Source organism: Bacillus sp. ES1-5 (genome assembly GCF_022487605.1).
In the GTDB taxonomy this organism is placed as follows: domain Bacteria; phylum Bacillota; class Bacilli; order Bacillales; family Bacillaceae_G; genus Bacillus_A; species Bacillus_A wiedmannii.
This window is the reverse complement of record NZ_JAKVPU010000012.1, coordinates 88,371-112,834: the sequence shown is the minus strand read 5'-3', so window position 1 is coordinate 112,834 and position 24,464 is coordinate 88,371. Positions and strand designations below refer to the sequence as shown.

At 35.3% G+C, this 24,464-nt stretch carries 32 protein-coding genes and 1 pseudogene; 24 read left to right on the top strand and 9 right to left on the bottom strand.

Annotation, left to right across the window (positions count from 1 at the left end):
- Positions 1–60: 60 nt before the first annotated feature.
- Positions 61–864 (bottom strand): NAD kinase, encoded by an 804-nt coding sequence (locus tag MKO96_RS26510; RefSeq protein WP_000785181.1) that lies wholly within the window; start codon positions 862–864, stop codon positions 61–63.
- 204 nt (positions 865–1,068) lie between these two features.
- Here MKO96_RS26510 and MKO96_RS26505 point away from each other — a divergent pair, with 204 nt between their 5' ends.
- The 5 genes from MKO96_RS26505 (at position 1,069) to ackA (ending at position 5,429) form a co-directional block, all read left to right on the top strand.
- On the top strand, positions 1,069–1,707 hold the full coding sequence (locus MKO96_RS26505) for a DUF2953 domain-containing protein (RefSeq protein ID WP_240589165.1): 639 nt from the start codon (positions 1,069–1,071) through the stop codon (positions 1,705–1,707).
- Between the two features lie 12 nt (positions 1,708–1,719).
- On the top strand, positions 1,720–2,115 hold the full coding sequence (gene ytfJ / locus MKO96_RS26500; protein ID WP_000350003.1) for a GerW family sporulation protein: 396 nt from the start codon (positions 1,720–1,722) through the stop codon (positions 2,113–2,115).
- A gap of 134 nt (positions 2,116–2,249) precedes the next feature.
- Positions 2,250–2,750: a thiol peroxidase gene (gene tpx, locus MKO96_RS26495; protein ID WP_000024525.1), complete on the top strand. Its 501-nt coding sequence runs from the start codon at positions 2,250–2,252 to the stop codon at positions 2,748–2,750.
- A 199-nt stretch (positions 2,751–2,949) separates the two neighbouring features.
- Positions 2,950–3,936, top strand: a complete 987-nt coding sequence (locus MKO96_RS26490) for a class I SAM-dependent methyltransferase (protein ID WP_240589164.1) — start codon at positions 2,950–2,952, stop codon at positions 3,934–3,936.
- Positions 3,937–4,235: 299 nt separating this feature from the next.
- On the top strand, positions 4,236–5,429 hold the full coding sequence (ackA, locus tag MKO96_RS26485) for an acetate kinase (protein WP_087982400.1): 1,194 nt from the start codon (positions 4,236–4,238) through the stop codon (positions 5,427–5,429).
- Positions 5,430–5,433: 4 nt separating this feature from the next.
- Here the strand turns inward: ackA and MKO96_RS26480 are convergent, their stop codons facing one another.
- Complete coding sequence (locus MKO96_RS26480; protein WP_240589163.1) at positions 5,434–5,889, bottom strand: NUDIX hydrolase; 456 nt, start codon at positions 5,887–5,889, stop codon at positions 5,434–5,436.
- Between the two features lie 77 nt (positions 5,890–5,966).
- On the bottom strand, positions 5,967–6,596 hold the full coding sequence (locus MKO96_RS26475; protein WP_240589162.1) for a DUF1796 family putative cysteine peptidase: 630 nt from the start codon (positions 6,594–6,596) through the stop codon (positions 5,967–5,969).
- A gap of 137 nt (positions 6,597–6,733) precedes the next feature.
- On the opposite strand from MKO96_RS26475, the gene MKO96_RS26470 reads away from it, so the two are divergent.
- Entirely contained in the window at positions 6,734–7,567 is an 834-nt protein-coding gene (locus MKO96_RS26470) for an EcsC family protein (RefSeq protein ID WP_240589161.1), read from the top strand.
- 31 nt (positions 7,568–7,598) lie between these two features.
- Here MKO96_RS26470 and MKO96_RS26465 read toward each other — a convergent pair whose 3' ends face one another.
- Positions 7,599–8,261 (bottom strand): YitT family protein, encoded by a 663-nt coding sequence (locus MKO96_RS26465; protein WP_048544413.1) that lies wholly within the window; start codon positions 8,259–8,261, stop codon positions 7,599–7,601.
- Positions 8,262–9,114: 853 nt separating this feature from the next.
- Between MKO96_RS26465 and MKO96_RS26460 the strand changes: the two genes are divergently transcribed.
- Positions 9,115–9,309 carry a hypothetical protein gene (locus MKO96_RS26460; RefSeq protein ID WP_240589160.1) on the top strand — a complete coding sequence of 65 codons (195 nt, stop codon included), beginning with the start codon at positions 9,115–9,117 and terminating at the stop codon, positions 9,307–9,309.
- 28 nt (positions 9,310–9,337) lie between these two features.
- Here MKO96_RS26460 and MKO96_RS26455 read toward each other — a convergent pair whose 3' ends face one another.
- A complete protein-coding gene (locus MKO96_RS26455; RefSeq protein ID WP_098275932.1) occupies positions 9,338–9,655 on the bottom strand; it encodes a radical SAM protein in 318 nt (105 codons plus the stop codon).
- 166 nt (positions 9,656–9,821) lie between these two features.
- Between MKO96_RS26455 and MKO96_RS26450 the strand changes: the two genes are divergently transcribed.
- From MKO96_RS26450 to MKO96_RS26440, 3 genes are all read left to right on the top strand, one after another.
- Entirely contained in the window at positions 9,822–11,027 is a 1,206-nt protein-coding gene (locus MKO96_RS26450) for an argininosuccinate synthase (RefSeq protein WP_087982386.1), read from the top strand.
- Positions 11,024–12,412: an argininosuccinate lyase gene (gene argH / locus MKO96_RS26445; RefSeq protein WP_240589159.1), complete on the top strand. Its 1,389-nt coding sequence runs from the start codon at positions 11,024–11,026 to the stop codon at positions 12,410–12,412. Before MKO96_RS26450 ends, argH begins: the two co-directional genes overlap by 4 nt.
- Positions 12,413–12,510: 98 nt before the next feature.
- Positions 12,511–12,864, top strand: a complete 354-nt coding sequence (locus MKO96_RS26440; protein ID WP_087982382.1) for a DUF3139 domain-containing protein — start codon at positions 12,511–12,513, stop codon at positions 12,862–12,864.
- A gap of 39 nt (positions 12,865–12,903) precedes the next feature.
- Here the strand turns inward: MKO96_RS26440 and MKO96_RS26435 are convergent, their stop codons facing one another.
- A complete protein-coding gene (locus MKO96_RS26435) occupies positions 12,904–13,083 on the bottom strand; it encodes a ProA domain protein (RefSeq protein WP_088097985.1) in 180 nt (59 codons plus the stop codon).
- 96 nt (positions 13,084–13,179) lie between these two features.
- Between MKO96_RS26435 and MKO96_RS26430 the strand changes: the two genes are divergently transcribed.
- Together MKO96_RS26430 and MKO96_RS26425 are read left to right on the top strand one after the other, a co-directional pair.
- Complete coding sequence (locus MKO96_RS26430) at positions 13,180–13,875, top strand: hypothetical protein (RefSeq protein ID WP_240589158.1); 696 nt, start codon at positions 13,180–13,182, stop codon at positions 13,873–13,875.
- A gap of 98 nt (positions 13,876–13,973) precedes the next feature.
- Positions 13,974–14,396 (top strand): VOC family protein, encoded by a 423-nt coding sequence (locus MKO96_RS26425; protein WP_098275928.1) that lies wholly within the window; start codon positions 13,974–13,976, stop codon positions 14,394–14,396.
- A gap of 272 nt (positions 14,397–14,668) precedes the next feature.
- On the opposite strand, the gene MKO96_RS26420 is transcribed toward MKO96_RS26425, so the two are convergent.
- Positions 14,669–15,127 carry a universal stress protein gene (locus tag MKO96_RS26420; protein ID WP_001066680.1) on the bottom strand — a complete coding sequence of 153 codons (459 nt, stop codon included), beginning with the start codon at positions 15,125–15,127 and terminating at the stop codon, positions 14,669–14,671.
- 147 nt (positions 15,128–15,274) lie between these two features.
- Here MKO96_RS26420 and MKO96_RS26415 point away from each other — a divergent pair, with 147 nt between their 5' ends.
- The 9 genes and pseudogenes from MKO96_RS26415 to MKO96_RS26375 all read left to right on the top strand — a co-directional run bounded on the left by MKO96_RS26415 (position 15,275) and on the right by MKO96_RS26375 (position 20,624).
- Positions 15,275–16,066 carry an SDR family oxidoreductase gene (locus MKO96_RS26415; protein WP_098275990.1) on the top strand — a complete coding sequence of 264 codons (792 nt, stop codon included), beginning with the start codon at positions 15,275–15,277 and terminating at the stop codon, positions 16,064–16,066.
- Positions 16,067–16,277: 211 nt separating this feature from the next.
- On the top strand, positions 16,278–17,411 hold the full coding sequence (gene ald, locus MKO96_RS26410) for an alanine dehydrogenase (RefSeq protein WP_240589157.1): 1,134 nt from the start codon (positions 16,278–16,280) through the stop codon (positions 17,409–17,411).
- A 138-nt stretch (positions 17,412–17,549) separates the two neighbouring features.
- Entirely contained in the window at positions 17,550–17,978 is a 429-nt protein-coding gene (locus MKO96_RS26405; protein ID WP_240589156.1) for a hypothetical protein, read from the top strand.
- 44 nt (positions 17,979–18,022) lie between these two features.
- Entirely contained in the window at positions 18,023–18,355 is a 333-nt protein-coding gene (locus MKO96_RS26400; protein ID WP_240589155.1) for a cupin domain-containing protein, read from the top strand.
- A complete protein-coding gene (locus MKO96_RS26395) occupies positions 18,352–19,140 on the top strand; it encodes a GNAT family N-acetyltransferase (protein ID WP_240589154.1) in 789 nt (262 codons plus the stop codon). Before MKO96_RS26400 ends, MKO96_RS26395 begins: the two co-directional genes overlap by 4 nt.
- Before the next feature lie 2 nt (positions 19,141–19,142).
- A complete protein-coding gene (locus tag MKO96_RS26390) occupies positions 19,143–19,487 on the top strand; it encodes a DUF6176 family protein (protein WP_240589153.1) in 345 nt (114 codons plus the stop codon).
- A 72-nt stretch (positions 19,488–19,559) separates the two neighbouring features.
- The gene (locus MKO96_RS26385; protein WP_240589152.1) at positions 19,560–20,015 is read left to right on the top strand and encodes a GNAT family N-acetyltransferase; all 456 of its coding nucleotides are present in this window, start codon (positions 19,560–19,562) and stop codon (positions 20,013–20,015) included.
- A gap of 138 nt (positions 20,016–20,153) precedes the next feature.
- Positions 20,154–20,354: pseudogene (locus tag MKO96_RS26380) on the top strand (anti sigma factor C-terminal domain-containing protein); the annotation flags it as partial.
- 63 nt (positions 20,355–20,417) lie between these two features.
- Complete coding sequence (locus tag MKO96_RS26375; protein WP_001248905.1) at positions 20,418–20,624, top strand: hypothetical protein; 207 nt, start codon at positions 20,418–20,420, stop codon at positions 20,622–20,624.
- 14 nt (positions 20,625–20,638) lie between these two features.
- On the opposite strand, the gene MKO96_RS26370 is transcribed toward MKO96_RS26375, so the two are convergent.
- Positions 20,639–21,466 carry a DUF2785 domain-containing protein gene (locus tag MKO96_RS26370; protein ID WP_240589151.1) on the bottom strand — a complete coding sequence of 276 codons (828 nt, stop codon included), beginning with the start codon at positions 21,464–21,466 and terminating at the stop codon, positions 20,639–20,641.
- Between the two features lie 226 nt (positions 21,467–21,692).
- Here MKO96_RS26370 and MKO96_RS26365 point away from each other — a divergent pair, with 226 nt between their 5' ends.
- Both MKO96_RS26365 and MKO96_RS26360 read left to right on the top strand, forming a co-directional pair.
- Positions 21,693–22,079, top strand: a complete 387-nt coding sequence (locus tag MKO96_RS26365; protein WP_240589150.1) for a hypothetical protein — start codon at positions 21,693–21,695, stop codon at positions 22,077–22,079.
- Between the two features lie 23 nt (positions 22,080–22,102).
- Positions 22,103–22,474, top strand: coding sequence for a DUF3221 domain-containing protein (locus MKO96_RS26360; RefSeq protein WP_240589149.1), 372 nt, complete (start codon positions 22,103–22,105; stop codon positions 22,472–22,474).
- A 29-nt stretch (positions 22,475–22,503) separates the two neighbouring features.
- Here MKO96_RS26360 and pepQ read toward each other — a convergent pair whose 3' ends face one another.
- Positions 22,504–23,601: a Xaa-Pro dipeptidase gene (gene pepQ, locus MKO96_RS26355; protein ID WP_240589148.1), complete on the bottom strand. Its 1,098-nt coding sequence runs from the start codon at positions 23,599–23,601 to the stop codon at positions 22,504–22,506.
- A 149-nt stretch (positions 23,602–23,750) separates the two neighbouring features.
- On the opposite strand from pepQ, the gene MKO96_RS26350 reads away from it, so the two are divergent.
- On the top strand, positions 23,751–24,434 hold the full coding sequence (locus tag MKO96_RS26350) for a metal-dependent hydrolase (RefSeq protein ID WP_240589147.1): 684 nt from the start codon (positions 23,751–23,753) through the stop codon (positions 24,432–24,434).
- The last annotated feature ends 30 nt before the right edge of the window (positions 24,435–24,464 follow it).

The following is a 24,464-nucleotide window of genomic DNA, read 5'->3' as shown; positions in this document are numbered from 1 at the left end:
AGCGAGAGGAATAAAAAACCGCCGCATTATGAGATTCCATAATGCGGCGGTTTTCTTATGCTATAAAAACGTTCTCTGCACTTTTTCCCAGAAGGAATTGTTTTTCAATTTAACTGTTTTAATTTGTTTATCGCTTAAGCGTACAACAGCTTTTTCTACTTGCTTAATGCTAAGCGCTTCATTATCCAGACCGATAACAGGATAATCGTTACCGTCTGGTTTTAGTTTTAAAGTTAATGTACGTTCGTGATTTAAAATGAATGGTGAACCGAGCGTACGGTATGTGTTGTTATTTAATGATGCTAGTTCGCTCACTTGGAAGCACGGAATAAGTGGGTCAACAACCGCGCCATGTAATGATTTATTGTAAGCTGTACTTCCTGTTGGGGTAGAAACAACTAAACCGTCCCCTCTAAATGTTTCGAAATATAGATCATCAACGTGAACATCTACAACGAATGTTTTAATGATGCTAGAGCGTAATGAGAACTCATTTAAACAATAGAAAGATGTACTGTGATCTACATCTACCTGAATTGTTGGATATTTACGCACTTCAATTTCATTTTTTGTAATTTCTTGAAGGGCTGTATCAACGTGATCAATATGGAAATCGCAGTAGAAAGAAATCTCATCTTTCGTAGAAATCCCTGCGTATAAGCAATCTTCTCTAAAACCAGTTTTACGAACGGCTTGTAAGAAAGTTGCATCATCTCCAACACTGACGATAGCGTTTGCATTTTTTGGATGATCTAATATGGTAAATCCATTCTCTTCTAAAATACGATAGATTGGTTTCATTTTTTCAACGAGCGTTGCTTTGTCATCACCATAAAAGAAAAATAAATTGCGACGATCTGCCATTATGTATCCCTCCACTGCAGTTAAATTTTCTGTTCTTTGTGCTACATATCACCCAAATACATTCTTGAAGATATGTTCAAATAATATATTTCGATATAAAATGTCAAAATCCTTTTTTATTTTTAGAAAAATTTTTATATTCAATCTTATGGAATTCTGTTTAATGATGAATAAACTTGTCGATAATGGGTACGGAGTGAAAGGATGATAAGTATGAAGTGGCTCGTAATTGGAATAATAATTCTTCTCCTTTTTATTTTGCTTATACTATTGTCGAAAATAAAGCTTAAAGTGACATTTTTATATTCAGAAATGGAAAAGCAATGTTTGTTTCAAGTGAAAATATGGACGATTCGATATACGTTTGATGTATTGGAAAGAATTGAAAAACAACAGAAAAAGACAGGGCAGAAAATCGAAAAAGCTGAAAAAGAAGGTGGATTAGATAATAAAATTATGGCGCAACTTGATAGTATGGGGGAGCTGATAAAAAAGCTACAAGAAGTTCATACTATTGTTAAAGATTTTCTCAAACGAGTGAAAATCAATGGGTGGAAATGGCACACGCAAATTGGAGCAGGCGACGCAGCTAGCACTGGAATTGTCACTGGATATGCATGGGGGACAAAAGGAATGGCTGCTGGAGTTGTGGGACAATATATGCATATTGTCGACGTACCAGAATTTGAAATCACCCCTGTTTTTCAAGGGAAAGGATTTGCATCAAGGTGTGAGTTAACAGCATCTTTTCGTATATTTCGTGCTATAAAAACGGGTATCAAATTACTCACGTTTATGAGAAGACAAAGATCTGGTACGAATGAAAAATCAGTTCAAGCATAGGGGGGATATAAAGTGGACCATCCAATTCAAGGTTTAATGACAACCGCAATGCAGCATTTAAAACAAATGACTGATGTAAATACAATTGTTGGTGACCCAATTAAAGCGGCAGATGGAAGTGTAATTCTTACCGTTTCGAAAGTTAGTTTCGGATTCGCCGCTGGTGGAAGTGAATTTGGTAAAGTAGAACATTCAGGCCGTCATCCATTTGGCGGGGGAAGTGGTGGAGGAGTTTCTATTAATCCTGTTGCTTTTCTTGTTATAAATGGAGACGGTGTAAAAGTGTTGCATTTAGATAAGCAAACACACGTCATCGATAAAATAATTGAATTAGCGCCACAAGCTGTTGATAAAGTGAAGGAAATGATGGATAAACGAAAAGAAGACGATCCTGAATTTCAAATTTAATGAGTAAAGAAGCTAATCAATGGATTAGCTTCTTTAATTTTTTTGTAAATAAAGCGATTTTATTTGCATTATCGATAGGGACAAACTATCATTTACATTGTACATATTTTGTTTAAATAAGGGAGGATTCTCAAGTGGCAAACGTAACTTTTAAAGGTAATCCAATGACTTTAGTTGGAACAGAAGTTAAAGTTGGCGATCAAGCGCCAAACTTCCAAGTATTAGCAAACGACTTATCTCCGGTAAGTTTAGAAACATACAAAGGTGAAGTAAAATTAATTAGTGTTGTACCTTCAATCGACACAGGAGTGTGTGATGCACAAACACGTCGTTTTAACCAAGATGCAGCAGGTATTGAAAACGCGAAAGTATTAACAATTAGCGCTGACTTACCATTCGCTCAAAAACGCTGGTGTGCAGCAAACGGTTTAGAAAATGTTGTAACACTTTCTGACCACCGTGACCTTTCATTCGGTGAAGCTTACGGCTTAGTTATGAAAGAGCTTCGTTTACTTGCTCGTGCAGTATTCGTAGTAGATAGCAACGACAAAGTAGTTTACGCAGAATACGTAAGCGAAGGTACAAGCCATCCAAACTATGAAGCAGCATTAGAAGCAGCTAAATCGGCAAAATAATGTGAAGGAAATGACCTCTTATAAAGAGGTCGTTTTTTCTCATATATTGCTGCGTAATGGTACCAATATATGAGAAAAAACGTTATATCATATATAACTGAAAGGGGAGCTCTTTGCAGGAGGTCGCTTTTTCTTTTTGGAAAAAAACACTTTGTGGTATGATATAAGTTATGTGTAAAAGAGAGAAGGAGGAATATACGTGGGTCAGACAGTAGAAACATTATTTTCTATTTTTGATTCTTCTGCGGTAGTTTTACGTAAAGAATTAGATGTAACATATTTAGAGGCGCTTGTAGAAACAGGTGATAACTTGTTTGAAGGAGCGATTTTACAAGAGGAATTATCCGAATCAGCAATTGAAAGGCTGAATCGTGAATATAGTACGTTTAATGAAGAAACATATAAAGGTGAAGAAATTCGTAAAGCATTTCAGTTAGCCATTTTAAAAGGAATGAAAGAAGGCGTACAAGCGAATCATGAAATGACGCCTGATGCAGTTGGCATGTTCATGAGCTACTTATTCCATAAATTTATGCAAGGTCAAAATGAAATTACTGTGTTAGATCCTGCAATTGGAACAGGTAACTTAATGACTACAGTGTTTAATAGCGCCAAAGAAGGACTAGCAATGAGTGGATTTGGTGTAGAAGTGGATGAAGTGCTAATTAAACTTGCTTTAGTAAATGCGAATTTACAAAAGCATGCAATCGAATTCTTCCATCAAGATGGACTAGCGCCACTTTATATCGATCCAGTTGATGCAGTCATTTCAGACTTACCGATTGGTTACTATCCAAATGAAATTGGTGCAAGTGAATATAAGTTAAAAGCAGATGAAGGAATGTCGTATGCCCATCACCTATTTATTGAACAAAGTGTGAAACATACGAAAGAAGGCGGATACTTATTCTTCCTAGTACCAAACTTCATGTTTGAAAGTGATCAAGCACCAAAATTACATGCATTTATTAAAGAAACATGTTTTATTCAAGGGCTATTACAGCTACCTGTTTCCATGTTTAAAAACGAGAAAAATGCAAAAAGTATATTTGTTCTCCAAAAGAAAGGTCCTAGTGTAACAATGCCAAAACAGGCGTTATTAGTGGAGTTACCTAAATTCTCCAACATGAAGGCGATGGAGAACATTATGGATCAATTAAATACTTGGTTTGCAACCCACAAATAAGGCAGGGTATATGTAACAGGGTTAGTAATTCATGTAGTACAGTTTTATATGAAATGTCATATTTTTAAATATATACTAGATTAAACTGAATTTTTTTGAAATCTGTAATATATATTTTTTCTTGGTGTTACAATTTTTTCACTTGAAATATATGTCGGACGATGTTTAAATTAAAATCGTGAGTATAAAATTTACTAATGATGAAACGTTTTCATATTGAGTGAATTTAATTAGATAAAATCGAGCGGTTTGTGGACATATCCACACAACTACCAAGAGAAAAAGGGGCGAAAGACTAGATGTCAAAAATCATCGCGATTAACGCAGGAAGCTCTTCCTTAAAGTTCCAATTATTTGAAATGCCAAGTGAAACAGTATTAACAAAAGGTTTAGTAGAACGTATCGGTTTAGAAGATAGTGTCTTCTCAATTACTGTAAATGGCGAAAAACAAAAAGAAATTACAAACATCCCAGATCATGCAGTAGCGGTTAACATGCTTCTTAAGAAATTAACTGAAAACGGAATCGTAAAATCTCTTGATGAGATTGGCGGTATCGGTCACCGTGTTGTACACGGCGGCGAAAAATTTGCTGATTCTGTTTTAATTACTGATGAAGTATTAGCTGATATCGAAGAATTAAGCGATTTAGCACCACTTCATAACCCAGCAAACCTTGTTGGTATTAAATCATTCCAAGAAGTATTACCAAACGTACCAGCAGTAGCAGTATTCGATACAGCATTCCACCAAACAATGCCGGAATCTGCATTCCTATACAGCTTACCATATGAGTACTATGAGAAATTTGGCATCCGTAAATACGGTTTCCACGGAACTTCTCATAAATACGTAACTGAGCGTGCGGCTGAATTATTAGGTCGTCCACTTGAAAGCTTAAGCTTACTTTCTTGTCACTTAGGTAACGGTGCAAGTATCGCAGCAGTAGAAGGCGGTAAATCTATCGATACTTCTATGGGCTTCACTCCACTTGCTGGTGTAACAATGGGTACACGTTCTGGTAACCTTGACCCTGCGTTAATTCCATACATCATGGAAAAAACAGGTCAAACAGTAGAAGAAGTAGTTAACGTATTAAACAAGAAGAGTGGTATGTTAGGTCTTACTGGTTATTCTAGTGACCTACGTGACATCATTGCGAAAGAAGAAGAAGGCGACCACCGTGCGAAAGTAGCACTTGATGTATTCGTAAGCCGTATCCACAAATACATCGGTTCTTACACTGCTCGTATGAAAGGTGTAGACGCAATCATCTTCACAGCTGGTGTAGGTGAAAACAGTGCAATTATTCGTGAGCGCGTATTAGAAGGCCTTGAGTACATGGGCGTATACTTTGACGTGAAACGTAATAACGTATTTGGTGAAGAAGCATTCATCAGCTTCCCACACTCTCCAGTAAAAATTATCGTAATTCCAACTGACGAAGAAGTTATGATCGCTCGTGACGTACTACGTCTTGGAGATATTGGTTAATATACTATATGAAAAAAGACGAGATCCTATAGGGTTTCGTCTTTTTTTGTTGGATATATTTCAAGATTCCATCTGGATATAGTGCTTTCTCTTTTTGAATGAATGCTGTCATGGGAATCCATTTCGCATATGATGCTGTTTGCTCATCTTGTATATTCAGTATTTCTATTTCATATAGTGACATGTCTAATAAGCGTAAAGAATATAGCTGAATGATTTCATGACCAATTTCTCCATCAAGGTGAAAGATGTTTTCTAAGCAACCTAAATAATTAGTGATTTCTACTTCTGTATGAAGCTCTTCTTGAAATTCACGAATAACGGTATGTGCTGATTTTTCACCAAGTTCAATTGAACCGCCAAGAGGTCGGTAATATGTTTCATCACCTGTATGATATTCTTGTACGAGAAGGCGATCGTGATGTATAGCAATGCCAAAAGCTTTTGCACGTGGATACATATATAATCACTCCTTATTTCTTTTGTATAAGGATGATTATAAGGCAGTGTGTAATAAAAAGTATCGTGTATTTAAGCCTATGGTCTAATCGTAATCCCATCAAATAGGTCATTCCAAAATGCTTCATTGTATTGGTATACATCCATAATAGGGCATTTTATAATGCAAATATTTTGTAATCCCCAATCTTCTTCGACAACAGTTGGTACATCTGCAGGAAGTAGTGATAGGACAGAGAATGTATGTTTAACTATTTGAGATAAAATTTGTTCCAAGGAACGTGCTTCTTCGTATGTTCCTCCCGTTCGAATAAACAATGTGGATTCTGCCGTTTCGATTGTAGTTAGAAAACGATTAATTCGATGCTCATAGTTTAACTTAATTTCTGTATAAGAAGGCCAAGAAGTTGGTGTGTTTACATCTGTTTTAAAGTCGTGGCAGGAGTCGATTTCATATAGGGTGTCACGGAGTCTTAATTTCGCACCATCATCCCAAAATGAGATGAAAGATAAGTTTTCGAACTGTAGAAAACGGTCAAATCGATTTTGTAATAATACATTCACTTTTTCTAATGAAGGACTTAGCATAAAATCGATAACGCCAAAAAAGGGTGATAATTCGAATTGATATAACGCCCAAGCAGGCCAACAGTTCTGTCCTAAGCTGAATACTGCATTATATTCTTTTTTTATATTGGATAGATTCATGTGATTTATCTCATCCTTTTTGCTAATATTTTATGTCATTAAAAAATGGTATGTGAATAAAGATAGACAAGCATATTTGCAAAGAATAAGCAGAAATATGTTACAATAGAAAAAAATCGAACGAGGTGGTTGTTACGATGCGATCGAAGCGAGAACAAGCCATTTTAGACAATATAAAAGAATGGGAATCGCAATTATTTGAGCAAGAAGCGACTGATTTTCAAAAAATGTTTGATAAATGGGTACATACTACAATTGCGAAATTGCCTGAGAAAAAACGAAAAGATTTCTTTACGAAAGCAGATGGATGGCTCTTTCATTTGCATGCATTGATTCAAAGCTCACAATCACAGTTAGATGCACGTAATCGTATTTTAGGAACGTCGAGATTATTTGATGAATCGATTGAACAACTAGAAGATTTAAAAGCTTTATCTATTGATCAGTTAACATACATAGCAGAGCAGCAAACAGCACGACATCGCTTATATTCATTCGTACAAGGCGGAGCAACGGGTGCTGGAGGTTTATTATTATTAACAGCTGATTTTCCGGTTATGATTACGTTAAATGTGAAGGCAGTCCAACTTATTGCCACATCATTTGGGCATGATGTGAACAAGCCTTATGAAATGATGCTTGCACTAAAGGTGTTTCATGCGTCATTGCTACCAGGAAGGCTTCAGCAATACGCATGGTACAATTTACTGCAAGAGCTAGAGCAAGAAGATTCATTCTTCTATGAAGGAGACGAAGCGGTATTACAGCCAGCTTCTACTGAAGTTGTGTTAAAACAAATTTTGAAAACATTTTCGATTTATGCTCTTCGTCGTAAATTATTCCAAGGTATTCCGGTCATTGGAATGGCAATCGGGTCTACAGTGAACTATCGTTTAACAAGAAGCGTTACTGAATTTGCAAATAGATTTTATCAAGTGCGCCACATAGTCGAGAAGGAAAAAAGAGCGTAAAAAAAGCGAGAGGCCGAAGCCTTTCGCTTTTTTAATTTGTTGCATGCTTTTTGGACATTGGAATAGATACTGGTTGCTTTTCTGCTTTCTTCTCTGCTTTTGGATAATAAATTAAATCCAATGTTTTTGCCTGTACGGCAATCGAAAGAATAGTAAAAGCAATTTCTGTCCAATTTAAATAATATAATGAAAGCGCAAGAACAATCGCGTCAAAGACGAAGAAAATTTGCCCAATTGTAAAACGAGTTCGTTTACTTAATACAATTGTTAAAATATCGTCTCCGCCGGTTGCACCGCCAAATCGCAATATAAAACCGAGTCCAATACCAGCTAACGCACCGCCAACTACTGCAGCTATAAATAAATTATTTGATAAATCGACCGTAAATGGAGAATAATTTTCCATAAGAGAATAAAATACTCCGAATGAAATCGAACCTAGGAATGAATAGCCAACCATTTTTTTACCTAAAAATGAAGCACATAGTAAAATAATTGGGATATCCATAATTACAGTTGAAATAGAGGGTGAAATATCATAAAAATTTTGGATGAATAGTGCAATTCCTACAAAGCCACCTTCTGTTAAGTGGTTTTGGAAGTGAATGTGATATAGCGCTGCTGCTAAAATAAATGAACCGATTAAAACCATAAAAATTTCTTTAATAATTTGTCGACTTTGGATGTTCCTCATCGTTATTCCTTCTTTCCGTAGTTAGTAGTCCTTGTTGTGTTGTAAACTAACTACGAGCTCACATGTAGCTTTCAGTTAGTTTACGAAAAAACTAACTACGCTATATGTCGCTGAAGAAATAACGAATAATCCTCTCGTCCATCAATTCTCCCTACCTTCGTTTTAGTTTAAGTCTTAAAACGACTAAACAAAACGTGGAGTAGGATTCTTCATTTAGCAATCCTGCTCTTCTTTGTTTTGTTTAGCTAGTAACAATTAAGTCCTAAACAAAACGCTATGTGTAAGAAGAGTCTTTTTTTTGCCAAATTATCCTTCGGGCAATCATAATTTCCCCACTCTCGTATTTTTTTCGCTAGACTAAAGTATCTGAGCTGAAAAATACGCTACGTGTATGATTCGTCAATACGATGCCACATGCTCCTTCGAGCGATCATGATATCAAAATCCCTTCCTTCAAGATTTATATTATTATATCATACTTTCAAAAAATGTATGCGGATGGAAACCGACAATAAACGGAGGGAATCTACAAAAATTGTTATGTTTAAATATTTTTGTAGAAAAGCCTAAGTTATTTCGTAAAATCGGACAGTTTTTAAAAGTTTGTCCAATAAGTAAGAAAGAGATGGCATTTATTCAGTTGTATCTTTCTGGTCACCTTTATCTTTAAAAAACGCATCCCAGCTAATCACACTTAAAAAAGTTAAAGCGATAATAATGAAAGCTCGCATAAAAGTGAGACCTCCTTTTGTACATAGTATATGAATAATTTGTTTCAGAATGTGTAATTTTTTTACAAGTCTTAATTGTTATGAGATTATATCAGTGTAGGTAGATGAAAGAGAGAGAAGATATGCTAAAAGACATGTTCAAAAGAAAAGAATTAACATGCGTTTCATGTAAGAAAAAGATTCAATATGAAGAAGAACTTGTCGCTTTTGTAAAGTTGCCGAAAGAAAGAAGTATGTTAGTCGGCCCGTTTGATGTGTGTTTGGCGAAAACAGCACAAGAAATATATTGTAAATCGTGTTACGACAAAAAAGCATGACCCAAAGTAATTGAGGGGCATGCTTTTTTCATTGGTGTGCCTTCCCCTCAGATACATTTTGAGTGAGTCGATACCAAAGCCAAAGGTCATTAATGATGGAAGCGAGATCGGCAATTTCTGAATTAAGTTTGCAAGAAATTTCGAAGTCTTCTTCGTTATTTAAATGATGCTGTTTGGCATTAATAGAGTGTTCGAGTTCTTTTATACGATCAGGAATCTTTCCACGAACTTGTTCCCATTTTAATAAAATAGCATGCTGCATTTTTTCGGGGATACTTTCCCAGTCTTCTTGTAAATGAGGAATTTCAATTCCTAGATGTTCATCGTATAAGAAATACTTTTCCATCAGTTCACCCCCGTTTTCCTGCTTATATTGTACATGAAAACAGAAATAAGCTCGACGAAATTGTTTGAAAAAATTTGAAAATGACTCTTGATACATTTTATAAAAGGTGTTAAAGTGTGTATTATTATAAAAGAAAATGAATATTTATTCTTTAGGGGGATGCAAAATGGAGAAGAAAAAAGTGGTATTAGCATATTCCGGAGGTCTTGATACTTCCGTTGCAATTAAATGGTTACAAGAGAAGAATTATGATATTATCGCGCTTTGTTTAGACTTAGGGGAAGGCAAAGACTTAGCATTCGTAAAAGAAAAGGCACTTTCAGTAGGTGCAATTAAATCATATATGATTGATGTTCAAGAGGAATTTGCAAATGAATATGCATTGATGGCTATGCAAGCACACACGTTATATGAAGGGAAATACCCTCTTGTTTCTGCATTATCTCGTCCACTTATCGCTAAGAAATTAGTAGAAATTGCAGAACAAGAAGGGGCGACTGCAGTTGCACATGGATGTACAGGGAAAGGGAATGATCAAGTTCGTTTTGAAGTTTCTATTCAAGCATTAAATCCTTACTTAGAAGTGATTGCACCTGTACGTGAATGGAAATGGTCACGTGAAGAAGAAATTGCATATGCAAAAGAAAACGATGTTCCAATTCCTATTAATTTAGATAGCCCATTTTCAATCGATCAAAACTTATGGGGACGCAGCAACGAATGTGGAATTCTAGAAGATCCATGGGCAGCGCCGCCAGAAGATGCATATGAGATGACATTGGCATTAGAAGATACACCGAATAAACCAGATTTTGTAGAAATTGGATTTGAAGCAGGGGTACCGACGACTTTAAATGGCACTGCATATTCACTTTCAGAATTAATTAAAACGTTAAATGCACTTGCTGGAAAACATGGCGTTGGACGTATCGATCACGTAGAAAATCGTCTTGTTGGTATTAAATCGCGTGAAGTATACGAATGTCCAGCGGCAATGACGTTAATCACAGCACATAAAGAGCTGGAAGATTTAACGCACGTAAAAGAAGTAGCACATTTTAAACCGGTGATTGAGCAGAAAATAACAGAACTTATTTATAACGGTTTATGGTTCTCTCCTTTAAAACAAGCGCTTCATGCTTTCTTACAAGAAACGCAAAAGAATGTAACAGGTACAGTGCGTGTGAAATTATTTAAAGGCCATGCGATTGTAGAAGGACGTAAATCTGAGTACTCTTTATATGACGAAAAATTAGCAACATATACTGCTCAGGACGAATTTAATCATGATGCAGCAGTTGGATTCATTTCATTATTCGGTTTACCGACGAAAGTATACAGCCAAGTGAATCAAAAGAAGGTGGAAGCGTGAGCAAACTTTGGGGCGGACGTTTTACAGAAGAAGCGGAAGCATGGGTTGAAGAGTTTGGAGCATCCATCTCCTTCGACCAACAATTAGTAAATCAAGATATAAAGGGAAGTATTGCACACGTAACGATGCTAGCAAAGCAAGGCATCGTTACGAAAGAGGAAGCAGAGAAAATAAAGGTAGGTCTTCAGTATTTATTAAAAGAAGCAAAAGAGAATAAGCTTCAATTCTCAGTAGAAGCAGAAGATATTCACTTAAACATTGAAAAAATGTTAATTGAACAAATTGGCGAAGTAGGAGGGAAACTTCATACAGGCCGAAGCCGTAATGATCAAGTAGCGATTGATATGCATTTATATTTAAAAGAAAAAGTAGAACATATTATTAAAGCTACAAAACAATTGCAAACGGTTCTTGTTCATCAAGCAGAAAATAATATTGAAACCATTATGCCTGGCTATACGCATTTGCAGCGTGCCCAGCCAATTTCATTTGCGCATCATATTCTCGCTTACTTTTGGATGTTAGAGCGTGATGTGAATCGTTATGAAGATTCATTAAAGCGCATTAACATTTCACCATTAGGAGCAGGAGCATTAGCTGGGACAACATTCCCGATTGACCGAGAATATAGTGCGGAGCTTCTTGGATTTAATGGAATCTATGAAAATAGTTTAGATGCAGTAAGCGATCGTGATTTCATACTGGAGTTCCTAAGTAACTCATCTATGCTCATGATGCACTTATCACGCTTCTGCGAAGAACTTATTTTATGGAGTAGCCAAGAGTTTCAATTTATTGAAATGAGCGATCAATACGCAACGGGAAGCAGCATTATGCCGCAAAAGAAAAATCCAGATATGGCGGAACTAATCCGCGGTAAAACAGGCAGAGTGTACGGTAATTTATTTAGTTTACTTACAGTCATGAAAGGATTACCGCTCGCTTACAATAAAGACTTGCAAGAAGATAAAGAAGGAATGTTTGATACAGTAAAAACAGTAGAAGGATGCCTTCATATTATGGCAGGCATGCTAGAGACGATGACTGTCAACAAAGAAAAGATGGGGCAAGCTGTAACGCAAGATTTCTCAAACGCAACAGAAATTGCTGACTACTTGGCAAGCAAAGGACTACCATTCCGTCAAGCTCATGAAATTGTTGGGAAACTAGTGCTACACTGCACACAAAAAGGAATTTATTTACTAGATGTACCACTTGCAACTTATAAAGAAATGAGCTCATTATTTGAAGAAGATTTATATGAAGTTCTTTCACCATATGCAGCTGTAAAGCGTCGTAACAGTGCTGGCGGGACAGGGTTTGAGCAAATTGAGAAAGCTTTGGAGAAGGCGAAGGGGTTCATTAAAGAAGTTATTAGGAATTGAGTTGGAAAGTACGCCAGTCTGTTAAAGTCTGGCGTACTTTATTTTTTACTAGTATTTAAGTTACAATATAGTGAAAAATAACAATTTAGGGGAAATCTATGAAAAAAATAGTATTTATCGTGTTACTATTAATTAGCTTAATTGCAAATGTTAAAGTATTTCTTTTGGACAAATATATGCTTGTTGGTGAAAAAGAGAAGAGAGAAGAAGCGATTATCGCAACGATGTGGCATTTGCAAGAGAAAGGATATAAAGAAAGTGATATTTCATACATAAAACCGGCATTTTATAGCAAAATCGGTTCATACGGTATGAATGTACAATTTAAAGATGAACCAAATGAATCATACACATATAGAGTTTTGAAAGATGCTAAAACAAATAAACTAACTGTACACCAAGATAGCAATGAGCCAGGTGGTATGGGCGGAAAGCATCAAGAGCTTAAATAAAGAAAACGACTGACGGCATTCGCCTGCAGTCGTTTTCTTTTAATCATACTTATGTCGATCTTCCGTAATTCGAATATACTCAATATCCATCAAATCTCGCAGCAATGCACCATTACTTAGTTCAACGCCATGTTTCTCTTTAAAATGAGTACGAATCATATCTAGCATTTCGAGTTCTTTCCCATTCACGTCTAAAATAATACGCTCAGAATCATTCATATAGCATCCTCCTTTTTTAACATATATATATATTGCCCGTCTATTTCTAAAAAATGTATGTTAACCTAAAGTTAGGAAATAAGAAAGGAATGGAAAATGAGACGTATTTATTTTATAGGGATAATTTTGTACACGCTAATTGTATTACACGTTGTATTCCCAAATATCTTTTCATTTGAGGATGTAGAAACAGTACACGTTGGGATATTTATCTTTATTCTATTTATAGTAGATTGCTGTATTTCAATATGGCTTTCGAAAAGAAAATATGTACAAGATAAAAAAGAAATGGAACGGAAAAAGAGAAAACGTTCATTTTGGATGACGACGTATTGTTTTTCTTTAGCGATTGCTGCTGCTTTTTTTAGTGAGAATATTCCATTGAAAAGATTAGATATTGGATTTGGAGCGTTCGTATTCGCATACTATTTTTTCGTGCACTTTCTTCCTTATATGAAAGAAAAGCGAGGAGAAGAGGAAGATCCGCTTGTAGAAGAAGCGAGAGAGCAAGAGCATAAGAGAATAGAAGAAGATATACAGAAACTCGGAGAACAAAAATGGTATTTAAAATCTAAAATCATATATGTTCTTTGCTTTATTACGCCGCCAATCGGTTATTTGTATGTGTTCTTGCTTCGTAAAAAAATGACAGAAGATGCAAAGCAAACGTACTTAACGGTTGCGACGATCATGATGGCATTATGGTCTTTGAAGTTCTTACCGCCATATGTGCTGGCAGTAGCTGTTGTAGTGGTTGTTTGTCTTGTATTTATAGTGAAGTATGTGAAATGAAGAAAAACAAGAGCCTGTGTTATTAAGCTAATAGATGGATTAAAGTAAGAAATGTTATACTATGATTTGATTGTTCAGTAATAATAGGAGGAATAATAATGATTCAATCAATAGTTCATATCGCATTAGTAGTAAAAGACTACGATGAGGCAATAGAGTTCTATACAAAAAAACTAAATTTCACATTAGTCCAAGATATATATCAGCCAGAACAAAACAAAAGATGGGTAGTGGTATCTCCTCCTGGTTCAGTCGGCACCACAATATTACTGGCTAGAGCATCTAAACCTGAGCAAGACTCCTTTATCGGTAACCAGTCAGGCGGCAGAGTTTTTCTTTTCTTAAATACTGACGATTTTTGGAGAGATTATAATGAAATGATTTCAAGAGGAATAGAATTTGTGAGAGAACCGAAAGAGCAAGAATATGGAATAGTTGCGGTATTCAAGGATTTGTACGGGAATTTATGGGATTTGTTACAACTAAAAGATGACCATCCAATTGCTCAAAGAATTAAGTAGAATACAGTTTGAAATTTATTAAACAATCAGTTGAAAAATGAGGATTTTAAAATCCATGTAAGAGTGGAGAAAAACAGAGAAGATTTATTTTTATGAGTAACATTAAACATCTTTATTCTTCTTACACAGTCGTGAAAAAAAGGAGTGGATTACCCACTCCTTTTTATTTTTTATCATTGTTTAACAACATGTATTTATCGTTCATTCAAGCCTAAAGCTTCATTTCCCTTATCCACCAGTACAACATGTGGACTTGGTGTCTTATTTATGAATTAAAGATCACCTTGCTCCTCATCACCACGAACAACAAGGACATCGCATTTCGCATAGCGAATAATATGTTCAGAGACGCTACCAATTAGGAAACGCTCAACAGCATTTAAACCAGTTGCACCACACATAATTAAATCTACTTTATGGTTTGGAGCGATTTCTTTTGAAATTTTAGATTTAGGATTACCAAATTCTAATACAGTTTCAATTTTTTCAAGGCCAGCTTCAAGCGCAGTTTTTTTGTAGTCTTCTAATAAGTCTTCTGCAAATAGATTTGCACGTTCAGCAATTGCCCGGCTATAAGCTTCTACTGCTGAGTATGCTTTTACATCAACGATATGAGCAATTGTTAATGTTGCATTGTTGCGTTTTGCGACTTGAATTGCTTTTTTAAAAGCTCTTTCTGCTTCTTTAGAACCGTCCACCGCGATTAAAATATTTGTATATGTATTATTCATAGTAAATTCCTCCCAATCATTTTTATTACCGTTTACAACTTTATTATAAAACAAATTTTGGTAATGTGCTTGTTGGAAACGTTACAGAATTTTGAAAACTTTGCTTTAATTCATTTTAGTTGTAATTGGGGCGAGAACTTGTTACATATGAAGTATAGCAATTTAAAAGGAGGCATGTTTGTGAGACACGCGCTCATTACAGCCGGTACGAAAGGTTTAGGAAAGCAAGTAACAGAAAAGTTATTGGCTAAAGGATATTCAGTAACAGTAACATACCATAGCGATATGGCGGCTATGGAAACGATGAAAGAAACATATAAAAATATGGAAGAGCGTCTACAATTCGTGCAAGCGGATGTCACGAAAAAGGAAGATTTACATAAAATAGTAGAAGAAGCGATAAGCCGTTTTGGCAAAATTGACTTTTTAATTAATAATGCTGGTCCATATGTATTTGAACGAAAAAAGTTAGTCGATTATGAAGAAGACGAATGGAATGAAATGATTCAGGGTAATTTAACAGCGGTGTTTCGTTTGTTGAAACTTGTCGTTCCGGTTATGAGAAAACAGAACTTTGGCCGTATTATTAATTACGGATTCCAAGGGGCAGATAGCGCACCGGGATGGATTTATCGTTCAGCATTTGCAGCAGCGAAAGTAGGACTTGTTTCATTAACGAAAACAGTTGCTTACGAAGAAGCAGAATATGGTATTACTGCAAATATGGTATGTCCGGGTGATATTATTGGTGAAATGAAAGAAGCGACAATTCAAGAAGCACGTCAATTGAAAGAACATAACACACCAATTGGTAGATCTGGAACAGGTGAAGATATCGCAAGAACGATTTCGTTTTTATGTGAGGACGATTCCGATATGATTACCGGTACAATTATTGAAGTAACTGGTGCAGTAGATGTTATTCATAGACATCGATAGTGAAATAAAGTGAAGTTTCGAATAATTGGACAGTTTATCCTGTATGCTGAGAGGTGCGGATAATACTGTCCTTTAATTTAAGATTAAATCTATCGGAAAACTTGTATTATTTTTTGTCAAATATTGAGATATTATGTTAAAATATAAGAGCGTAGAAAGCGCTTTAAAAAATGATTCAGGGGTCATTTCATAACTCAAGGGGGAACTAATAATGCGTATCGGTATTCCAACAGAAATTAAAAACAATGAAAACCGCGTGGCGATGACGCCAGCGGGAGCTGTACATTTAGTACAAAATGGTCATGAAGTTTTTGTTCAAAAAGGAGCAGGTATAGGATCAGGCTTTACAGATGAAGAATACGTACAAGCTGGTGCGAAACTTGTTGAAACTGCTGAAGAAGCATGGAACCAAGATATGGTTATGAAGGTAAAAGAGCCAGTTGCAAGTGAATACGGCTATTTCCGCGAAGGTTTAATTTTATTCACATACTTACACTTAGCTCCAGAACCAGAATTAACGAAAGCATTAATTGATAACAAAGTTGCATCAATTGCATACGAAACAGTGCAATTAGACAATCGTTCTTTACCATTACTTGCACCTATGAGTGAAGTAGCTGGTCGTATGTCTGCACAAATCGGTGCACAGTTCCTTGAGAAAAACAAAGGTGGTAAAGGTATTTTACTTGCAGGCGTTCCAGGGGTAAAACGCGGAAAAGTAACAATTATCGGCGGTGGTCAAGCTGGTACAAACGCAGCGAAGATTGCAGTAGGTTTAGGTGCAGATGTAACAATCATTGACTTAAGCGCAGAACGTCTTCGTCAACTAGATGACATTTTCGGTAACCAAGTAAAAACGTTAATGTCTAATCCATACAACATTGCAGAAGCTGTAAAAGAATCTGACCTTGTTATTGGAGCAGTATTAATTCCAGGTGCAAAAGCGCCAAAACTTGTAACAGAAGAAATGATTCAATCAATGGAACCAGGTTCTGTCGTTGTAGATATCGCGATTGACCAAGGTGGTATTTTCGAAACAACTGACCGTATTACAACTCACGACAACCCAACTTACGAAAAACATGGCGTTGTTCATTATGCAGTTGCTAATATGCCAGGAGCAGTTCCACGTACATCAACTCTTGCATTAACAAACGTAACAGTACCATATGCAGTACAAATTGCGAACAAAGGCTACAAAGATGCTTGCTTAGGCAACACTGCATTACTAAAAGGTATTAACACATTAGATGGCTATGTAACATTTGAAGCAGTTGCAGAAGCTCACGGCTTACAATACGCTGATGCGAAAGAGCTTCTTGAAAAAGCTCCTGCTTTATCATAATAGAGATACATTAGAGACCTTCCTCTTATGAGGAGGGTCTTTTTTTTAGGGAATAATATGTAAAAAATTGTTACTTATTGATGTTAATAGATATTCGTTGTGATAATTTAGAATTATACAATAAAAAGAGGGGATTCAATGGGGAGAAAAAATAAGAAGGAAAAGCAAGCTAAGAGACAAAAATATATAAAGAAAAAACAGGAACAGAACATTCTAACTTCAAAAAAAATAGTCATTATGATAGAAAAAACGTTTCGGTATGTTTGTATGGTTATGTATGTGATTTTGTGTATGGGTTCATTTTGGGTGCTTTACAGTTTTGGGATAACCCCGAATATTATTGAGAGTATTTCAGAGGTTATACTTGCCGTAATAGAATTAGTTTTATTCGTTATATTCTTTGATACAGTGTGGCCTAGTCATGAAGGTAAGAAAGATAAGCAAAGAAACATGAGCAAAAAATCTTCATACGCTTCAAGTTCATCAAGTGGATTCGGTGACTACAGTAGCAGTGATTGTAGTAGTTCAAGTGATGGTGGAGGAGATTGCGGAGGTGGTGGAGACTAAGTTAATTTTTCAGAAGAACGACTAATGAAAGGATGAGACGAAAGATGGAAACTGTGAACTTAATAGAATTAACAAAGGACATTCAAGATCAACATAAAAACTTCGTCGTTTCAAATGTAAATAGTCATTGCTTACGAATCGCTGTATTTACTGGTGAATATGATTGGCACTACCATTCTAATTCGGATGAATTATTTATTGTGTTAGAGGGAGAATTACTTATTGATTTTGAAGATGGAGAAACAAAGGTATTAAAGCCAAATGATTCTATTTTAATTCCAGCATGTACGATTCATAGAACGAGAGCATTCAAGAGAACGGTAAATCTTTGTTTTGAAAATATAGAGGCTGATACGATTAAAGTGGAGCAATTATGAAAAAAATATCTGTAGCCCAGTATAGAAAAATCCTTCCGATTTTAGAAAGTCTTACAAGAACGACGACGTTTGCTTATGCGGTATGTGATCAAATGATAGATGGTGAGGTTTTTGCAAACGAGAAATTAACAGCAGGACTAATTCGTACAGCTAATGGTATTTATTATTTATTTGGTAATACTGATGATCAAAATTATAACGAAGATTTATTTTCGTTTATAAAAAAGGCGATTGAAAAAACAGAGAAGAGATTTACATTGTTCACTTCGAGTGAAGAGTGGGAAATGATGATAGAGGAGCGTTTTAGTAATGTACTTCGGAACATCCCGCGAATGAAATTTCAAAGAGTAACCTTTGAAGAGAGAAAACGAGATTGTAACAAAAATACATATGAAGTGAAGCGTATTGATAGAAGAGATATAGAACGAAGCAATGAATTTACAGAGGAGTACTACAAAGAATATTGGGGATCAAAAGAAACGTTCTTAAACGGTGGTTTTGGATTTTGTATAGAACAAGAGGGAATGATTGTAGCGGAATGTGTTTCGATATTTAGCGGGGATGGTTTTGCTGAAATTGATATTGCAACGCATAAAGCATATCAAGGGAAAGGATTAGCCCAAGCTGTTGCAACGCGGTTCATTAAACATTGCATACAAAATGATATTACACCGTGCTGGGATTGTTATGTAGACAATATTCCTTCGCAAAAATTAGCTAGTAAATTAAGTTTTCATCATCCAATAGAATATAGTTTGTTTGTACGTAAGAGAACGGGGGAATAAAAATGAATGTGGAGTTAACGAGATTTAAAGTGAAACAAGGTAAAAGTCATCGTGTAGATGAATGGATGCAGCTTCTTAATGACAATATGAAAGAAGTGCTTTTGACACTAAACGACGAGAAAATGTACGTAGAGACAATTTTCCGGGAAATAAGAGATGGAGAAGAGTACTTATATTGGTATTCTGTGCAAGGAGAAGGCGGGGCTCTTGTCGAAAATTCTCATCATGAAATTGATAAAAAGCACTTGGAATTTTGGTATGAATGTATTGATGAAGAAGCACCGTCTGTTGATATGAAAACAGAAGTTGTTATGATTCAGGATATTGTGAAGGACACGATGAAATAATAGATTGGTATTTTGTAACCGTAAGACGGTCTTCTTTTTTGTTGAAATATATATTAGTGGAGATGCTGTAGGATGAGAATTAGTAATAAATATATCACTCTCGATGAAATAGAGATAGTAAGAGACCACTTAGATAAATTGCATGAATATCATAACAGTAAATCAAAATATTTTTCTGGTGATTATCCAAGAATGACATTTGAGGAACGTATTGAGGATTATAAAAAAAATTCAAAGTACCGAGAATATAGAATTGAATTATTAGTTGAGGCGGAAACAACTGATATATTAGGATTTTGTATAGCGTATAGTAAAAGTGTAAGCGGAAAGATTGAAGTTTTATTCGTTGATGAAAAATACCGAAGAAACGGATTTGGTTTAAAATTAATGAATAGTACAGTGGAATGGTTTAAAGCGAAGAAGATAGATGAAATTGAATTAACAGTAGTGTACGGAAATGAAGCTGTATCGTTTTATGAAAAGCTGGGGTTTTATCCTCGTTCAATTATTATGGCAACTAAGTCATAACGATAGTTTGGGGAAAGATGAGTGGGAGTTTTTGTTTCAAAAAAATGATTTATATGTTAATAAAATATATGTGAAGGGCGCATCAAAATAGATGTGCTTTTTATTATGATAAAAATTTAGAAAGCTGTATTTTGGATATCTTTAAGTGAAAATAAAAGGGGATATTAAGAATCTTTTAGGACAAACTATAAAGAAATAAAAAAGCAAAAAAACCAAAAACCAAAAAACATATGAATATACGGTGTAGTCGTAACAGGAAAAACAGAGGATTTACAAAGTTTACAAGGAGCACCATATATTAAGGCTGCTGTTAGAGGTGTAACAGTTGAGAAATATTGATTACAAGTGATTAATGTGAATAATCAGAAAATTTATGTTATAATATGGGAAAAGGAGGTTCATATGAGGCAAATACATGGAGCAATTTATATTTACATAACAATGTTTTTCGTGGCGATATCCTATGGATTAGGGCACGTGTATTCGCATCCTATACTAACTTTTTTAAGCGGAGCATGTATGGCGTTTGCGCTTCTTGTCCACCTTTTCTCAGTTTGGATCGTGAAATTTCAATTAAATATTAGTGAAATAGAAGAAGGCACTTTTTAAGTGGCCTTCTTTTTTTAATAATATTTTGGAAGTTCTCGTAGCAATTTTTCAATTTCGCATTCGGTTTCTTTACATATAGAAAGTGTGCGTAGTCTGAAAAATAAGCTACGTAAGAAAGATTTTATATTTCCGTATAGAAACTCGTACGATTCAATATGTAGTGTTTGTTTTTGGACTGGTAATCGAGCTACTAAGTCATGAAGGGCTAATATGAGTACTTCTTCCTTTAGACCATTTTGCAGCATTGTGACAATAGGATAAACGAGACGCTCATCTTCTTCGTATTTGTAATAGATGGAATGAACACAAACTTTGTTTAATAAAGTTTGTAATATTTCTTCGTAATATAAAGTTTCCAGTTTAGGACTACGAACAAGCGCTTCAAATGTATCGGAAGCATGAGCGATACTATGTGCCCAGCCGTGGTCTTGCACATATCCACGGAAATCATGTTCATTGTTCATATATAGAATTAATTGATCTTTTACATGTAAAAGATCAGCCTGTGATAAGAAATTATAATTTGTATCCGCATCAATAATGAGCGCAATTAATAATGTCGTAAATGCACGGGTAAATACAGCATCTTCGTCATCTGAATGAATTTTATAAAATAAATATTTTTCGCTGATGCTTTCTAATAATAATTTCTGTAAGTGTGCATGTGAAATGTAGTCCTTTTTGATGAGATGATAAAAAGTAGAGTAAATAAGTTTATCCCTTAAATAACTATCAGTAACACCGATATGTTCAAGCATATTGGAACTTAAAGAATCAATATGAAGTGTATTATCTATGATGTAATTATTATTACGAATTTCTTCTAACTGTTGTTGTAACATGTAAACCCTCCCGTTTTAGAAAATTCTGTATTTTAATAGTATAATAAGAGGAAGAAATAGACAATAAAGTGAAACTTTAATCAGTGGGGGGATCCCCCACTGATTATTAGCTTTCCCAATCGGACTTTTACGGACAGTTGATACCCCACCTAACTTCTTTGCTTTCACCGAATTTTGATGTAGGGATCTTACTGCCCGTTAATGTGGGATAAATAAGTGCTTTTGAATGGAGGGCATTATGAAGAGAGCATTATTCTTTTTTATTTGTATTTTCTTTTTAGGAAGTTGTTCGATTTCGTATGTTACTTTTTCTAGTGAGAGCAAAAGTTGGACAGGGCAATATAAAGGGCATATTAAGGATGACAGTGAAGACGGAATATTTACGTTTCAGTATAAGGGCGGAGATGGAAATACAGAATTTAAAAATTTAGAGATTGCTATTAATGGAGCCTTTAGTGCAATGACAGAAACGTCAGAAAGTCATAAAGGAGCAAAGATTGAAATGAAATCTTCTTGTGTAAGTTGTGCACCTCTATCTAAAGATGAACCGATAGAGGTTGTGATTAAATGGAATGATAAGTATGAGGAGAAGATGGTGTTAAATCAGAAATAGCAAAATAGAGTAGGGAGTTAAAAATGAATAGGAATATGAAATTTTCTATGTATATATTTTTAAGTGTCTTTCTACTTGTATTATCAGCGTGTACTACAAAACAAGTAGAGCAAGTAGCGGTAAAAGCAGTACCTAAAGAAGGATATATTATAGTAAGAAATGACACTGTGTTTTTTGTCGGTGATAAGACGTTTGAAACAAAAGTAGAGTTGCGAAATTATATGGAACAACAAATGAATAAAGAGCATCCATCAGATATAGTGTTGAGCTTTAAGGAGAAAAACGCATCTAATCAATTAAAAACAGGGGATAAAATAAAAGTATGGTCTTCTCACATACTTGAAAGTTACCCAGGGCAAATGATTGTAGAGAAATTTGAAGTAGTAGAAAAATAGAAAAAGGCAGCAATTAAGCTGCCTTTTTCTTATTTTACAAATTGTAATTCTTTCGGGAATTTCGTTAAAATTTCTGATCCGTCTTTTGTGATGTAAATATCATCTTCAATACGAACGCCACCTACGTTTGGTACGTAAATACCTGGTTCGATTGTGAAGACCATACCTTCTTTTAATAGAGAATCGTTGCCTTCTTTTACATCTGGATATTCGTGAACGCTAATTCCAAGTCCGTGACCAAGTCGGTGTGGGAAGAAGTCTCCGTAACCTGCATCTGCGATAACAGAACGAGCAGCATTATCGATTGCACCAAGTGTAACGCCTGGTTTACATGCTTCAACTGCTTGTAATTGTCCAGCAAGTACAGTGTTGTAAATGCGAGTTTGTTCTTCAGAAAGTTCACCGAATGCTACTGTACGTGTAATGTCAGAGCAATAACCGTCAATAATTACACCTAAATCAAATAGTACGAAATCGCCGCGTTTCATTTTGTTTGCACCTGGAATACCATGTGGAAGAGCAGAGTTTGCACCTGCTAATACCATCGTATCAAATGACATTTTATGTATGCCTTTTGTTTTTAATTCGTGTTCAATAATTGCTAATACTTCTAGCTCACTACGATCTTCTTTAATTGCATTTACACCAACTTCAACAGCATAATCTGCCATTTTAGCTGCTTCACGTAAAATAGAAAGTTCTTTTTCATCTTTAATTAAACGAAGCTCGCGAACTTTCTCTTCAGCTGATCTGAAAGCTGCATTTGGGAATAATTTTGTTAATTCTTCGTAACGTTCTACGTTTAAATGTTCTTTTTCAATTGCAACTGCATTTGGATTGATGCCACGGTCTTTAATTGCTTTTGCAATCATATCCCATGGTCTGTCAGTATCAGTAAATCCGATAATTTCATGTGCCCAGCCAGCGTTACGTGCTTGGCCTTCTTCCATTTTAGGGCAAATTAAAATAGGCTCTTTTTCTTGGAATACAAACATACCAAGTAGTCTTTCATGTGGTTCACAGTGGAAGTTTGTCATGTAGAAAACGTTTGGTGTAGAAGTTAAGAACGCAGCTTCTACGTTTTTTTCTTTTAGCCATTGCATTAAATTTTCTAATCTAGCATTCATCGATTGGCACCCCCGAGATATTTAATTACAAATATAACTTTACCTCGGAAGAAAGCGTTATGACAAGTAAATAGATGTTAGAAAAGACAGGGAATTGAAAAATCATGTAGAATAAAAGTGAGAATGTGAATAAGGGGAGGAATGTAATAATGAAAGTATCTTATCATGGACATTCAGTTGTGAAAATTGAGGCGAATGGAAAAGTTATTTTAATTGACCCGTTTTTAACAGGAAATCCGAAAACGGATTTAAAGGCTGAAGATGTAAAAGTAGATGCGATTCTTTTGTCACATGGACATGGTGATCATGTTGGAGATACAGTAGAGCTTGCGAAAAAAAATAATGCGGTTGTCGTAGCACCATTTGAACTAGCAACATTTTTAAGTTGGCAAGGAGTACATACACATCCGATGCATATTGGAGGTTCGCATGAATTTGATTTCGGAAAAGTGAAGTTTACACAAGCTTTCCACGGCTCTAGTTATATTGATGAAGAAAATAAGACGATTACATATACAGGTATGCCCGCTGGTATTTTGTTTACAGCAGAAGAGAAAACTGTTTACCATGCAGGGGATACGGCTCTATTCTCTGATATGAAGTTAATTGGGGAACTGAATGATATAGATATAGCATTTTTACCAATTGGTGATAATTTCACAATGGGACCAGAAGATGCTGTTTTAGCAGCAAAATGGACTCAGGCGAAAACTGTTGTACCGATGCATTACAATACGTTCCCAGTAATTGAACAAGATCCATATCAATTTGTAGAAAAGCTACAAAATTGTACAGGGAAAGTACTAGAAGCTGGAGAAAGTATTACACTATAGAAAAGAAACCCTTCATTTGAAAAGACAAGT